This is a genomic window from Streptomyces sp. CB01881 (assembly GCF_002953255.1).
GTDB lineage: Bacteria > Actinomycetota > Actinomycetes > Streptomycetales > Streptomycetaceae > Kitasatospora.
The window spans coordinates 10,855,943-10,870,302 of sequence record NZ_CP026498.1 but is presented as its reverse complement, the minus strand read 5'-3'; the positions used below and the strand labels follow the sequence as shown (position 1 = coordinate 10,870,302).

Sequence of the window (14,360 nt, the reverse complement as noted above, 5' to 3'; positions counted from 1 at the left end):
TGGGGCGGCCGGTGGGGCGGCCGTGGCACGGTCGGTTCGGGGAGGGGGAATGCGTGTAACTGCGGTTCGCCACCCACATGCCCGCGGCGACCTGGGCCCTGACGAGGGACGGGCGGGCGGCCGCGTACCGCCCCTCGTTGAACATCGTGGCGCGCAGGCCGTTCTGCCGCAGCGCGTCGAGCAGGGTTGGCGTGGTGCCGGACGGACCGTCGTCGAAGGCGAGCGCGACGTACCCGTTGGCGCAGGAGGCGGCCTGCACCGGCGGGGCGCCCAGTGCGAGGCTGGATTCCGCCGCCAGGGCGAGGGCAGCGGAGGCGGTCAGCAGGGGAGGCATCAGGCGGCACTGCAGGTGGCGGTGGGCCAGGCCCAGTTGCCGTTGGGCTGGATCGTCACCCCGAAGGTGTTGCCGCTGCCGTTGGGCTTGGCCACCAGGACCTGCGAACTCGGAAAGTCGGCAGCGGTGTTCCAGGTCGACATGACCTTGGCCGGGGACGGCACGTTCATCGTCACGGTCCAGTTGCTCGTACCGCTCACCGCGACGTTGAGGTTGTAGCGGTCGCTCCACGACTGACCGGCCGAAAGCGTCGCCGCGCAGCTGCCGCCACCGCCGCCCGTGCCGGTGGCGTCGACCGTGATGTCGGAGCTTCCGCTGCTCCGGTAGCCCTCGGTCGCCAGGATCATGTAGTTCATGGTGCCGAGCTGCATGCCCGCCCGGGCCCAGGCGTCGAAGTGGTTGCCGGTGGTGATGGTGCCCCCGGTCCGCTTCGCCTGCCGCACGCTCCAGAACTGCTTGAAGGTCTTGATCCCCTCGATGGAGGGGGCGTTGTACCGGGTGGTCTCGTAGATGTCGTACGTGCCGCCGTCGCTGGTGACGGTGCCCTTGAAGGTACCGGTGGGCCGGTAGGTCCCCCAGTTGTCGACGATGTAGTACTCGACCAGCGGGTTGGTGGACCAACCGTAGAGCGTCAGGTAGGCGTTCCCCGAGGGGTTGAAGCTTCCCGAGTAGCTCACCGCCCGACGCCCCCCGGTGGCCCAGCCCTTGCCGGCCACGAAGTTGCCGGTGTTGCTCCACCGGGTGCTGTAACGGCCCCCGGAGCTCAGGTTCATGGAGACCGATCCGGGGCTGTCGGTCCAGAACGAGTAGTAGTAGCCGTTGTCGGTACCGGTCCGGTTGGACGTGACCACGGTGTCCGCCCTGGCAGTGGCCGGCACCACCAGGGCGACCACGAGTGCCAGCACGACGGTGCACGTGCTCCTGACGAACCGCCGGAAACGGCCCGGCGTCGTGTCGCTGTTCCGAGTGAGCGTGTCCATGCGCCAACCCCCCTTGGTGGCAAATCAGTTGGAACGGGAGTTGTCGAACAGTGCGCTCACCCGTCATCCGCTGTCAATACATTCGACACATTCACCGAAAGATTCGCTGCCCCCTCGGCGGCCCCCGCAGCACCGGCCCCCAGGTCAGCGGCGCTCCTGGCCCGACGGCCGGCCGCCTCCGGCCACGGCCGGTGAGATCTCCCGCAATGACGAAGAACCCCGCCGGAAACTTTCGAGCCCTACGGAACGGGCCCGGCGGCCCGGACCCCGCGGGGGGACGCCCCGAGCTCCCGGCGGCAGGCCTTGTTGAACGCCTGGAGGTCGGGGATGCCGACCGAGGCCGCGACAGCGGGGATGGACAGCGTGGTGGCCTGGAGGAAGTGACGCGCCCGCTCCATCCGCCGGGCCCGGACGTAGCCGACCACCGTCTCCCCGGTGCCCGCGCGGAACAGCCGGGTCAGGTGGTTGTGCGAGACGCCCACGGCTCTGGCGATCTCCGGCACCGTCAGCGGCTCCGCCAGCCGCTCCTCGATCAGCGCCACGGCGGCCGCCACCACCGGATGCACGACCGCCGCACTCCGCTCATGTGGCGGGCTGAGCCAGGCGGTCCGCCACAGCGCGCCCCACACCTCGGCCACCGCCCGCGCCGGGGTGTGCGGCCAGGCGGCCAGCGCCTGCTGCAACTGAGCCGTTATGAAGCCGAGTTCGGGCCCCGCGGGCTGGATCACCGGGACCGTCACGGGCACTCCCCCGGTGCCCAGCCGGAGGTGGACGTACAGGTGCTCCGACCGTCCCCGGTAGCGGTAGCGAACCTCGGACCCGGGCGGCACCAGGCTGACCCGGCCGGGCCGGATACGGTGCTCGGTGCCGTCCACCGTCAGCTCGGCCTCGTAGCCGTACAGGTGGAACTGCCACATGTCGGGCAGCGAGAAGACGTCCACCTGACCGGCCGGCCCGTGCAGCCCACGGCCGACGGCAGCGAGGACGGGAGGTTCGTCGAGGTGAACGGTAGCCGCCTGCATGCTCACGTGTTGTACCACGGTGGTCACGACCCCTCCAGGCACGGAGATGGTGAGAACGGACCACGAGAGGGTGAACGCGGCCCACGCGCGGCGACGGTGCGCGAGCCTAGCGTGGCGGTTATGGAGAAACAGCAGGAACTTCTCACCTCGGTGCAGATGGCGCGCTTCGTCGCGCACGGCTCGCTGCGCCTGGACGCCGTGGTCCCGGCGGAGCTGAACGCCGAGGGTCTGACCGCACTGACGGACGGCGTGCCGTCCGTGCCGTACGGGACACCGCTGTCCGCCGCCTACCCGGAAGGCTCCTTCGTCAGCCGGCTGCTCGGACTGCCGCAGGTCGCGGGCGCCCTGCACAGCCTGGTGGGCCCGGAGCCCTCGGTGGACCACCACGCCGTGCACGTCCGCGAACCGCACGGGGGTGACGCCCAGCCATTGCACGGGGACGCCATCATCGACGTCCGGCCGGACGCCTTCGACGTCCAACTGATGTACTACCCCCAGGCAGTGACGCTGGAGATGGGCGGCACCCTCAGCGTGCCGGGCAGCCACCTGCGCCGGACCAACGAGTCGGACACCGGCCGCTACCAGAACCTGCTCGGCCAGCACCGTCTGGTCTGCCCGGCCGGGACGGTGGTGTTTCTGCACCACGGCGTCTGGCACGGTGGCCGGCGCAACGACAGCGAAACGGCACGTCTCATGTTCAAGATCCGGTTCAACCCGACCGTGCGCCAGCAGCGGCTGTGGGATACCTCGGACCTCCACCATCCGCAGGTGAGAGCCGAGTTGGACACCATGTTCCCGTGGTACGAGTGGGCGACCGGCCGGTTGGAGCGGTACAACCGCGTCCTGCTCTGGCGGGCCCTGACCGGTGACCACGGCTTCGACCTCGACCACTGGGTGACCAGGGTCTCCAACCGCCCGAAGGAGACGACGACATGACCACCGAGACGGTCCGACAGCAGGTACTCGTGCTCTACCTGGCCACATCAGCGCTGGATTCCCAGGTGATCGGCTGGGCCAACTACGACGGCACCGGCCACACCTCCCCCACCACCGGTGACGGCGACGAGCCGCCGTACGCTTCAGGGGTCGCGGCCCTCCGGGACGGCTGGCGGCTTTTCCAGGCCGCGCAGTTGATCCCGCCCTATCCTGGCCACGAGTACGACGTCTCCTTCCTCAAGCACGAGTTCTTCTTCGAACGCCTCGTCACCGAGAAGGCCGCCCACGCATGACGGCTTCCGCGCCGGACCGGTCCGTCCGGTGCAAAAGCGAGTGGCTGACGCACGCTCAGACGCAGGCCGCTCCGTTCACGGTGAAGAGCGCCGGAGCCGGATTGGCGCCGGAGTAGGTGGCCTGGAAGCCGAAGCTCGCACTGCCACCGGGGGCCAGGGTGCCGTTCCACCCGGCGTCCCGGGCGGTCACCGTGCTGTCGGACTGGCTCACGGTGGCGTTCCAGGCGCTGCCCAACCGCTGGTCACCCGCGAAGCTCCAGCCGAGAGTCCAGCCCGAGATCGCCGACGTGCCCGTGTTCTTGGCGGTCACCGTCGCCGTGAAGCCGCTGCCCCAGGCGCTGTCGATCCGGTACGCGACCGAGCAGGACGCCCCGGATGGGACGTCGTCGTCCGCCTCCGTCGCCGTGAACGTCGCCCCCTGGACCCCGGAGCCCCCGACCGTGAAGATCGCGCTGCCCGCGAGGGCGTCGGGGTCCTGTGCGGCGGAGACCGGGACCTGCTGCGCCGTCGCCCAGTTGGCCGGGGTGAACACCAGCGTGGCCGCCGCCGACAGGTCCTGGTCGCCGGCGCTGCGGGTCACCGTCACCGTGACGTTCTGCGCCGGAGCCGCCGAGAGCCGCACGCCCACCGCCGCGGAGCCACCCTCGGGGACCGTCACCGCCGCCGGGGCCGGCTGGACCGCCGGGGCGCTGCGCCGCTCGGCCGCGAAGGCCGTAAGCCAGGCCAGTGAGGCGTTCCAGTTGATCGCCACCTCGTTGGTGGAGTAGGAGCCGATGTCGTCCACGTAGCAGGCCGCGGGGGCGCAGCCGGTGAGCTTCTCCTTCGCCGCCGGGTCCTCGAGCCCCGCGTTCGGGCCGCCCGCGAAGGAGCCGGTCGGCGGGTGCGGTGCGGAGGAGTCGTTCTGGTGTGCCCAGAACCGGTGGTGCTGGTTCTCGGAGTAGCGCTCGCCGTAGCCGGTGACGTAGGAGAGGTCGAGCGCGTTGCGACCGAGTAGGTAGTCCAGCGACTCCAACACGCCCGAACGGTAGCGCTGTTGTCCGGTCAGCTCGTAGGCGACGCCGAGCAGTATCGCATTGTTGGCCACCGAGCTGTTGGAGCCCCAGACGTAGGCGGTGGCGGCGAGCGGTACGGCGTAACCCTGGGCGGCCATCGTGGCCAGGTGGCCGTCGGCGGCTGCGGTCAGCAGGCCGCGCACTCGGGAGACGTCCTCGGCGGGCAGGGCAACGCCGGGAACGGTGGCCAGGGTGATCCGGCCGAGGGTCGCGGTGCCGCCCCACCAGAAGCCGTCCACGGGCTTGGTGTGGTGCGGGGAGGAGGTGACGGCGTCCCGGTACTGGGACTCACCGGTGGTGGCCAGGAGTTCGGCCGCCGCCCAGTAGAACTCGTCGGAGACGTCGGCGTCTTCGTACGGGCCGCCGCCGGTGTTGTCGGTGGCCAGGGCGAGGACGTTGGGATTGGCCTTGGCGGCCGCCCAGGCCCGGCGGGCGGCCTCCAGGCTCCGGGTGGCGAAGGCGGTGTCGTACGGCGCGTACACCCGGGCGGCCTGGGCGGCCGTGGCCGCCAGGTTGAGCGTGGCGGCAGTCGACGGCCTGTGCAACTCGCGCTGTGCGTCGTCGAGTTCGGGCCGGGTCGGCAGGGCGGTCCACTTGTCGTCGTGCAGCTTGTGGAAGGCCATCCCGGCCATCGGCTTTCCGGCGGGGACCTGCATCCGCAGCAGGAAGTCCAGCTCCCAACGAGCCTCGTCCAGAACGTCCGGCACGCCGTTGCCGCGCTCGGGCACCTTCAGCGTGGAGTCGCCGAGGGCAGTGTCGCCGCCCGAACGGCTGGCCCGCTCGAAGGAGTTGACGATCTCCCAAGTGGCGATGCCGCCGTTGACCACGTACTTGCCCTGGTCGCCCGCATCGTACCAGCCGCCGCGCGCGTCCACCCGGTAGTCGCAGACCCCGGCCTGGCAGGGCACGCTGGTGTCGCCCTTGTTCGGCGCCACACCCAGGTGTCCTGCGGGCCGGGCGTAGGCACTGCCGCCCGCCAGCTCGGCGTCGATGGCGATGCCACTGCGCTGCTGGTAGAAGAAGGACATGCTGTCGGCACGCAGCCCGTCGTACAGCGAGGCGGAGATGTCGAACGGGTGACTGGTCTGGCCGCCGACGACCAGGGTGTAGCCGGTGCCACTGCTGGTGTACGTGCTGAAGTCGACCAGGTGGGTGGACTGGCCGGAGGCCTGGTCGGCGCCGCGCACGGTGGTGCTGCCCGAGGCGGCCACGGCGCCGGAGGCGTCGCGCAGTTGCCAGGCGAGCGGCGCGGTGGCGGAGCTGACGACGGTCGCCCGCTTGGGGCCGTCCGGCAGGTAACCGACCTGGTTGACCCGGACGGGCGTGTCAGCGACGAGGGTGGCGGCGGCCGCGACCGGGATGGTGAGGGCGGTCGCGGTCAGACCGCCGGCGGCCAGGACGATGCCGGTGAGGGCGGCGGCGACTCGGCGCGGCACGCCGCGGGTGGAGGGGGCAGGGGGCACGGGGGGGAGCCTTCCTCGGTCGGTGGGGGGACAAGCGTGGGAGCGCTCCCAGAAATGAAGCCAGCCTCCCGGCTTGCCCGTCAAGACATCTACGGGAAGAGACGGTTGGCCTCTCCCCGGACGTGGGCGTACGGCTTCCGGCCCGGGCACCAGCAGCTGACGGCGACGCGCGGAACCGCCTGCCGCGCAGCGGGCCCGGGTCGGTTCGGCCCGGCTGGGCTCGGCGGACAGCAGTCGCGCGAGCAAGACCGGACCGATCGAGCGCGGTTGAGATCGGCGATGACGCGTCGGCGGACACGGCCTTCCAGCCGGATCACGAGGTGTCGAGAACTCATGATCCTGGCCAGCACCAGAGGCAGACCACCGGCGCGTGCCCTCGCTCCAGGCAACCCCATTTGCGCCAGGCTTGCGTTGGTCCACGTTCCCTCGCCCGCCGAGGCAGGACGGGGCCATCCTCCCGCGCCGAGACCGGCAGCCCGAAGCGGCCAACTCTCCTGCCCTGCACCACTCAGGTGGGCTTGACCCTCTTCTCGGTCAGATGCCCTGCCGACCTGTGAGCGAGAGATGCGCCGGACGTATTGACTCGCCCCTGCACCTCTCTATGCTCCTAGATGCCCCAAGGGCAAACACAATTCAACGCCTCAACGGCGCAAAGTCACACAGTCGCGCACGTGATCGCAGGCTTGCGACCGTGCCCGCCAGACCCGCGACAAGCGGGCCCACCCCGTCTCCAGGGAAGGAATTCGCCCCATGGTTCCCATACGCCTGCACAGGCGACTCGTGCGTCTCCTCGCAGCTACCGCACTGACGCTCACCGCCTGCGTCACCGCCTCCGCCGGCACGACCGCCGAGGCCGCACCGGGCAGCCCCGCACTCACTCCGCCGCTGGGCTGGAACAGTTGGAACAGCTTCGGATGTGGTGTCGACGAGTCACACATCCGCCAGGCCGCCGACGCGATGGTGTCCTCGGGCATGAAGGACGCGGGCTACCAGTACGTCGTCGTCGACGACTGCTGGTTCGACCCGCAGCGTGACGGGGCGGGCAACCTCCGGGCCAGCCCGACCAAGTTCCCCAGCGGCATGAAGGCGCTCGGGGACTACATCCACGGCAAGGGCCTGAAGTTCGGCATCTACCAGGACCCAACGAGCGCACGTGTGCACAGGCCGTGGGCTCCTACCCCGGCTCCACCGGCAGCAAGGGCCATGAGGCCCAGGACGCCACCACGTTCGCCACGTGGGGCGTGGACTACCTCAAGTACGACTGGTGTTCCTCCAGCGGCACCCTGGACCAGCAGGTCGCACAGTTCACCCTCATGCGCGATGCCCTGCGCGCCACCGGCCGCCCGATCGTCTACAGCATCAACCCCAACAGCCTGCACGCCATCACCGGCTCCACGTACAACTGGGGTGCGGTCGCCGACCTTTGGCGGACGACCGAGGACCTGCTCGACATCTGGCAGAACGCCAACACCAACAGCTACCCGATGGGCGTGGGGAACGTCCTCGACGTCGACGCGCCGCTGGCCGCTCAGTCGGGGCCAGGCCACTGGAACGACCCCGACATGCTGGTGGTCGGCCGTCCCGGTCTGTCGCCGGCGGAGTCCCGCTCCCACTTCGCCCTGTGGTCGCTGCTCTCGGCCCCCCTCATCGCGGGCAACGACATCCGGACCATGTCCAGCGACGTGAGCGCGATCCTCCGCAACCCCCGCCTGCTGGCAGTGAACCAGGACCCGTCGACCGCGGGCGGGCGCCGGGTGCGGGACGACGGCGACACCGAGGTCTTCGCCAAGGCCCTGTCCGACGGCTCGGTCGCCGTGGGCCTGTTCAACCGGGGCGGCGGCACCGCGACCGTCAGCGCGACGGCCGCGCAGGTCGGCCTCACCGGAGGGCCGTTCACGCTCACCGACCTCTGGACCGGCAGCACGTCGAGCACGTCCGGCGAGATCTCGGCGAGCGTCCCCGCGCACGGTGTCGCCGTGTTCAGGATGACCGGCGGCAGCCCGCTCGCCTCCACCACCGCACGCCTGCGCGGCACCGGGTCCGGCCGCTGCCTGGACGTGGACCGCTCCTTGACCACGGCCGGGACGGCGACGCTGATCTGGGACTGCCACACCTCCGCCAACCAGCTGTGGACCACCTGGGCCGGAGGCGAGATCCGCGTCTACGGCGACAAGTGCCTGGACGCCTCCAACGAGGGCACCACCGACGGCACGCGGGTCATCATCTGGCCCTGCAACGGCCAGAACAACCAGAAGTGGTCAACGCAGGCCGACGGGTCCATCCGCAACGCCAACGCCGGGCTGTGCTTGGACGCCGACCACGCAGGAACCGTCAACGGCACCCCGCTCATCCTCTGGGCCTGCAACGGCCAGAACAACCAGAAGTGGTCAACGCTGCCGTAATCTGTTAGCGCTAACAGCCTGACTCCGAGCACCTCGCGCGGTGCGCGATTCCAGCCGACCCGACCGTCGGGGCGTTCCCTGCGGTGGTGATGATCGCGAGCGGCAGGCCCGCGCCGTCGCGGGCGATGTGGTGCTTGGAACCGGGCCGGCCCCGAACCTCGGCGTCAGCACCGGTGGCACAGTGAACGGACTCCTCGCGCCGGCACGCCGCACCGGTCCAGGTCGAGGTGAGCCCGAGTCCGTGCACTGACGCCTTCCCGGCCCCGAACCGGCCCGGACCAGTATGTGAGCTCCCTGGCCGCGCGGCCAGGGGTGCTGACCTCGAAGTCACCGTCAACACCTGTGGCCCCCGGCCGACCGGTCGGCGTGATCGTCCCCGCGCGAAACGTGTTCGGCCGGCCGGTTCAGCGGCCGTGCCGGCGGCGGCGGCCGATGTGCCCACGCCTGCGCCGGATCCTGAGGGCAAGGAGGACGACACCGGCCGCGGCCGCCAGGGCCGCGCCGACCGCAGCCAGCGTCTCCCAGACCGCACCGCCCGCCCGCGCCGCGGCCGTGCCGGCGGTGGATGCCGTCGACGCCGAGTCGCCGGCCTGGCCGGCAGGCTCGTCCGTGGAGCTTGCCGACGGCGAGGCGGTCTCGGTGGCCGCCGTCACGGCCGTCAGCTCGATGCGACCCGCCGTACGGGCGACCGAGAAGGACGCTCCTCCCATGCTGAGCGTGTCGCCGGAGAGCGCGGCGTCCTGGGAGCCCACGGTGAAGCTCTGGGCTCCGCCTGGCAGAATGATCTTCGCGCCCGTGACGACCTCCAGCTTGCGCAGCGTCGTCGACGTCGCCGCGCCGAGATCGAGGACCGCGGACGCATCGGTGAGGGCGACTCCGCTGGACGAGGAGAGCGGCGCACCGGCCACCGCGAGCGTTCCCTTGGCCACGGTGGTGGCGCCGGTGTAGGAGGCGGCGGTCAGCGTCGCCGTCGCTGCGCCGTCCTGCGTGACCGATCCGGAGCCGGACACCGCCGGCAGGGTTACGGGTGTCCGGACGTTCTGGATGATCAGTGAGCCGTTGTTGCTGATCGCGTCGAGAGGGCCTTTCGTGTAGAGGCTGCCGTCGGCTCCGGCTGCTCCGGAGCCGAGGCGCAGCGTGGCACCCTGCTGGATGGTGGTGGAACCGTCGTAGAACTGGGCGGCGGCGAAGGTCACATCGTTCCCGCGCGTGCCGGCGATGACGATGTCGCCTCCCCCGGGAGCGGCGAGGGTGTCGTGGTACATCCCCCCGCCGATGGGCAGGCCGAGGGTGACCGGGCCGTTGTAGTTGAAGGTCAGCCGCGAGCGCTGCGACCTGGCGTGCAGGTTGATGTACGCCGTTTCGGCCGTACCCGGCATGAAGATCTGGTGGGTGGTGCCGTCTCCCCACTGCACGTCGGCGCCCTCGATGTTGGTGCCGCGCTTGTTCAACCGGTGTGCGACCGTCACCCAGTTGAGGTTGTTGTTGCTCAGTGCCGGCGAGGTCGTACTGGTGTTGTCGCTGTAACTGTAGGTGCCCGTCAGGACCACCTTGCTGCCGGGCCGGGAGTGGACGTTGACGTCGTTGCCGTATTCACGGCTGTAGAAGTTCTGGCGTTGGACGACCGTCTGGTTCAGCGGGGTATCGATGATCCACGAGCCGCGGTTGAGGACGGCCCTGGCGTTCGGCAGGTCGGCCGCGCACGTGGTGCTGGCGTAGTTGGCGCCGGTGCCGATGTCGAGCACCCCGGAGAAGGGGCTGCTTCCGCACAACTGCAGCGTCCCCCACAGGTTGCGGGGCTGCACGATCGTCCCGGAGCCGCTGATGGTGCCCAGGTTGAACAGCCGGGTGAGCGACAGGTTCAGCGTGCCGTCCACCCGGATGTTGTCCTGGTTCTGCTGGTAGCCGGGCGAGTTGTAGGGGAAGGCGCCGATCAGGCCGGTGGTCCCGCCGTTGCCGTACTGCAGGGTGGCGCCCGCGTCGACGGTGATCGCCGGCCGATCGGGGTTGCTGAGGACCACATAGGGATGGTTCCCGCCGGGAATGCTGACGGACTGGCCTTGCTGGGAGCCGGGCAGCGTGAAGGTGCTGTCCCTGGTGAGGATCAAGGTGCCCGTACCGGAGACCCGCAAGGACCCCTGCCCGCTGATCACCCCCGAGTAGGTGTGCGCCCCGGGCGGCACGTTCACGACGGCGTTTCCGCCGAGGACCACGTCGCTGTTGGCGAGGATCGACGAGGTGATGTCACCGTCGGCCGCGACGGCGCCGGTCGGCGCCAGGGCGACGGGCACGGTCGTCGCCACCACGATCGCGGACGCCAGCAGTGCATGCCATGGCCTTTTCATCGGGGGGTGCTTCCTGGGTGCAGGCAGGTGCCGGCGCTCTCCTGGGAGGCGCCGGCACCCTGGTCGGTTCAGCTGGTCACGCGGAAGGTGGCGTCACTGCGTCCCGTCGCGGTGGTGATCGGGTCGAGGCGCAGCTGGTAGGCGTAGTGGCGGATGTAGCGGTCCGGGTGGTTGTACGACTGGAACGACGACCAGGTGGGGTCGGCGAGGCCGGCGACCTTGTTGAAGGTGGCGTCCGCGGCGAACTGGGCGCTGCCGTCGTTGCGGACGAGCTGGAAGTCGTAGTTGGCGTGGCGCAGGAAGTAGCCGGGGAAGTTGACCGACTCGAAGGAGACTGTGCCGATGCCCGCAAGACCCGGTCGCAGCCGGAACCGGGAGTCGTCCAGCGGGCTGACGTTCGCGTCGATCCGTATGTCGAAGTTGCTCTGACGGACGTACCGGTCCTGGAAGTTGAAGGACTGGAGCCGCTGGGCGGGAGTGCTGGGCCAGCGGGCGAGCACCCGGCCCTCCTCGGCCGCCGTCAGGTTCAGGATCCAGCCGTGCCGCTTCTTCGTACCACCCATGGTGTAGTCGCCCGACGCCTGCTTCTGGTACGCGGCCGGGTTCGACGGGTCGGTGGTCAGAACCGGCATGTAGCCACGGTTGGCCGAGTACTGGTCGAGGTAAAGCGCCCACTTGTTGGTGCCGTTGAACTTCATCCACATCGGCCCCTCGACCAACGAGCCCGGGAGACCGATGCCGGAGAGGTCACCGAGGACGGTCCAGGGGCCCAGGATCGAGTTGCCGCCCTCGAGAGTGATCTGACCGTCACCGGAGGCCCGCACGTAGCGGTAGGCGCCGGTACCGGCCGGAACCTCGATGATCTGGGTGTCGATGATCTCCTGGCTGCCAGAACGCTCGATGTACGGCTGTGGGGTCGTGATCGTGCGGAAGTCGCTGGTGCGGGCGGCGTAGATGCGGTGCTTCGTCGCACCGTTCAGGGGCACGTTCGTCGCCCAGTACAGGAAGTAGTCCTGGGTCTCGGGGTCCCAGATCGCCTCCGGCGCCCAGGCGTTGCGGCCGTCGGGGATGGCACCGGCCACGTTGAGCAGCCACGGCTCCGACCAGGTCACCAGGTCCCCGGACTCCCACACCACCAGGTTGCGGCTGCCGTTCTTGATGGACTGGTCCCAGTTCTGCCCGCAGCCGATGCACAGGTCGGTCGCGACGATCCAGTACCGGCTCCCGTCGGGAGAGCGCACCAGCGCGGGGTCGCGCACCCCCTTGGTGCCGATCGGGGAGCGCAGGACCATGCCACCCCCGTTGAGGTCGTTCCAGTGCACACCGTCGGTGCTGTGCGAGAGGTACATCTGCTGACCGCTCGCCCCCTCCCCGATGAAGTGCACCATCAGGTAGCCGGGCTCGGCGGCAGCCGCACGCTGAGGTGCGGCCACCGCCAGACCCGTGAAGAGCAGGCACACGGCGAGCAATGTCGCCGAGAGCCGGGCGCGGAGCGCGGTCATGGACATCTCCTGTCGTTCCCGGGCGCGACGACGGGCCGGGAGGATTCAGATTGTTAACGCTCACAACTCAGCCGGACAAGGGGCCGGACATCCCGTCACCCAATCTTCACCAGCCGGGCACGCCCCGGGAACGGCCCGGTGTCATGCGGGGATGATCGGCCACTGCTGCTCGGGCAGGCCGTCGTAGGTGAACTGGTTGATGTTGGCCCCGTCGGCGGTCGAACCGGCGTCCACGTTCAGTGCCAGCCCGCTCAACCGGTTGGTGAGGAGGAAGTAGCCGTCACCGGTCGGCGTGACCGCCCAGTGCTGCTGGGGGACGTTGGCGTCCGCGTAGATGGCGACGTTCCCGCCGTCCACCCGCGAGAGTTCGGCTACCTCCATAAGCTTGCCGCTCCGAACGTTCTTGATCTCGTAGTAGCCGTCGCCGGTGGAGGTGAAGACCCACGCACTCGTCGGCCGCAACGGGGCGGGCAAGTCGACGCTCGTGTCGGTCCTCACCGGTCTGCAGGCTCCCGACGAGGGGACGCTCGCCTTCGGTGGCAGCCCGGCACCACGCCTCGCGGACCGCGACGCCTGGCGACAGCGCGTGGCCTGCGTCTACCAGAAGTCGACGATCATCCCCACCCTGACCGTCGCCGAGAACCTCTTCCTCAACCGGCACGACCACGGCCGCAGCCGGCTCATCAGCTGGCGAGGAGTGCGCCGCCGGGCGAAGGAGCTGCTGTCGACCTGGTCGGTGGACGTCGACCCGCAGAGCTCGGCCGGCGATCTGAACGTGGAACAGCGGCAGTTCGTGGAAATCGCCCGGGCACTGTCGTTCGGTGCCCGGTTCATCATCCTGGACGAGCCGACCGCCCAGCTGGACGGCGCGGCCATCAACCGGCTCTTCGACCGGATCCGCGACCTGCAGTGCCAGGGCGTGACCTTCCTGTTCATCAGTCACCATCTCCAGGAGGTCTACGACATCTGCGACATGGTGACGGTGTTCCGTGACGCCCGGCACGTCGTGACCGCTCCGGTCGCGGAACTCCCCCGCACCGAGCTGGTCGCCGCGATGACCGGCGAGGCGGCGGGCGACCGGCTGCAGGTACGGTCGAGCAGCCTCGACCGGACCGGCGTGCCGGCCCTGTCGGTGCAGGCGCTGGGCAGCCTCGGCGCTTACGGTGAGGTCACCTTCGAGGTGGGCGCCGGAGAGATCGTCGGACTCGCGGGTGCCGCCGGCAGCGGTCGCGCCGAGGTCGCCGAGACCGTCGTAGGGCTGCGTGCGGCCCAGGCGGGCGAGGTGGAGATCGCCGGGCGGCGGCCCCGGCCGGGCAGCGTTCCCGCCGCGGCGGCGGTGTGCCGTTCCAGACCGCCTTCGCGCATGCTGTAGGACAAGGGTGATTCCTCTGTTCTTCTCACGTGTCGGGTATCTGCGGGCGCCGGTGGGACAGCGAGGCGGCGGGGCCCCGCACGCCCCGGCGGTGGCGCGCGGGGCCCACGTTCGGGACCGGCCTCAGGCCGGACAGGGCAGCTCGGCCTCCGGGGTGCCGGCCGGGCTGACGTGCAGGGCGCCGTCCGGGCCGCCGATGCGCAGTTGCCAGGGGTGCGGGCTGTCGGTGGTCACCCGGAGGCGGTCACCGGTGCGGCACAGCCGGAAGCGGGCGGTCTCGCCGGGGCCGTCGCTGCGCGGGATGACGACGGTGCGCTCGGCCCCGTCGGCGAAGGCGTGGACGCGCAGTTCCACGCCCTTGGCCCAGGCGGAGACCGGGCGCTGGTCGTCCGCCCCGAACGGGATCACGGAGTCGGGGCGGGCGAGCAACGGCAGGGTGTGGAAGCCGTGCTGTTCACGCACCCAGCGCGGGCCGGTGACCTGGTCGCCGGTCAGGATGTTGGTCCACGTCCCCTCGGGCACGTAGTACTCCACCGTGCCGTCCTCGGTGAAGACCGGGGCGACGAGCAGGTCGTCGCCGAGCAGGTACTGCCGGTCGAGCGCGGCGGCGGCCGGGTCGTCCGGGAACTCCAGCACCATTGCGCGCATCAAGCCCGGTG

Annotated in this window: 8 protein-coding genes and 4 pseudogenes; 4 read left to right on the top strand and 8 right to left on the bottom strand. The window is 70.3% G+C overall.

Features of this window, described 5'->3' with window-relative positions:
• The 3 genes from C2142_RS36770 to C2142_RS36760 all read right to left on the bottom strand — a co-directional run.
• On the bottom strand, nt 1-334 hold a 334-nt coding region (locus tag C2142_RS36770), incomplete at its 3' end, for a polysaccharide deacetylase family protein (protein ID WP_174315822.1).
• On the bottom strand, nt 334-1,314 hold the full coding sequence (locus C2142_RS36765) for a glycoside hydrolase family 11 protein (protein WP_148647120.1): 981 nt from the start codon (nt 1,312-1,314) through the stop codon (nt 334-336). The genes C2142_RS36770 and C2142_RS36765, both read right to left, overlap by 1 nt.
• Before the next feature lie 239 nt (nt 1,315-1,553).
• The gene (locus C2142_RS36760) at nt 1,554-2,336 is read right to left on the bottom strand and encodes a helix-turn-helix transcriptional regulator (RefSeq protein ID WP_148647119.1); all 783 of its coding nucleotides are present in this window, start codon (nt 2,334-2,336) and stop codon (nt 1,554-1,556) included.
• Nucleotides 2,337-2,456: 120 nt separating this feature from the next.
• On the opposite strand from C2142_RS36760, the gene C2142_RS36755 reads away from it, so the two are divergent.
• Entirely contained in the window at nt 2,457-3,272 is an 816-nt protein-coding gene (locus C2142_RS36755; RefSeq protein ID WP_148647118.1) for a phytanoyl-CoA dioxygenase family protein, read from the top strand.
• Complete coding sequence (locus C2142_RS36750) at nt 3,269-3,565, top strand: hypothetical protein (protein ID WP_148647117.1); 297 nt, start codon at nt 3,269-3,271, stop codon at nt 3,563-3,565. Before C2142_RS36755 ends, C2142_RS36750 begins: the two co-directional genes overlap by 4 nt.
• A gap of 55 nt (nt 3,566-3,620) precedes the next feature.
• On the opposite strand, the gene C2142_RS36745 is transcribed toward C2142_RS36750, so the two are convergent.
• Nucleotides 3,621-6,080: a glycoside hydrolase family 9 protein gene (locus tag C2142_RS36745; protein WP_148647116.1), complete on the bottom strand. Its 2,460-nt coding sequence runs from the start codon at nt 6,078-6,080 to the stop codon at nt 3,621-3,623.
• 750 nt (nt 6,081-6,830) lie between these two features.
• On the opposite strand from C2142_RS36745, the pseudogene C2142_RS41840 reads away from it, so the two are divergent.
• Nucleotides 6,831-8,482 (top strand): annotated as a pseudogene (locus C2142_RS41840) (ricin-type beta-trefoil lectin domain protein).
• Nucleotides 8,483-8,886: 404 nt separating this feature from the next.
• On the opposite strand, the gene C2142_RS36735 reads toward C2142_RS41840, so the two are convergent.
• The 3 genes and pseudogenes from C2142_RS36735 to C2142_RS36725 form a co-directional block, all read right to left on the bottom strand.
• Nucleotides 8,887-10,827 (bottom strand): autotransporter-associated beta strand repeat-containing protein, encoded by a 1,941-nt coding sequence (locus tag C2142_RS36735; protein ID WP_148647115.1) that lies wholly within the window; start codon nt 10,825-10,827, stop codon nt 8,887-8,889.
• Between the two features lie 68 nt (nt 10,828-10,895).
• Complete coding sequence (locus C2142_RS36730) at nt 10,896-12,329, bottom strand: glycoside hydrolase family 43 protein (protein WP_148647114.1); 1,434 nt, start codon at nt 12,327-12,329, stop codon at nt 10,896-10,898.
• Nucleotides 12,330-12,470: 141 nt separating this feature from the next.
• Nucleotides 12,471-12,761 (bottom strand): annotated as a pseudogene (locus tag C2142_RS36725) (RICIN domain-containing protein); the annotation flags it as partial.
• 4 nt (nt 12,762-12,765) lie between these two features.
• Here C2142_RS36725 and C2142_RS36720 point away from each other — a divergent pair.
• Nucleotides 12,766-13,659 (top strand): annotated as a pseudogene (locus C2142_RS36720) (ATP-binding cassette domain-containing protein); the annotation flags it as partial.
• Between the two features lie 165 nt (nt 13,660-13,824).
• On the opposite strand, the pseudogene C2142_RS41160 reads toward C2142_RS36720, so the two are convergent.
• Nucleotides 13,825-14,360 (bottom strand): annotated as a pseudogene (locus tag C2142_RS41160) (TIM-barrel domain-containing protein); the annotation flags it as partial.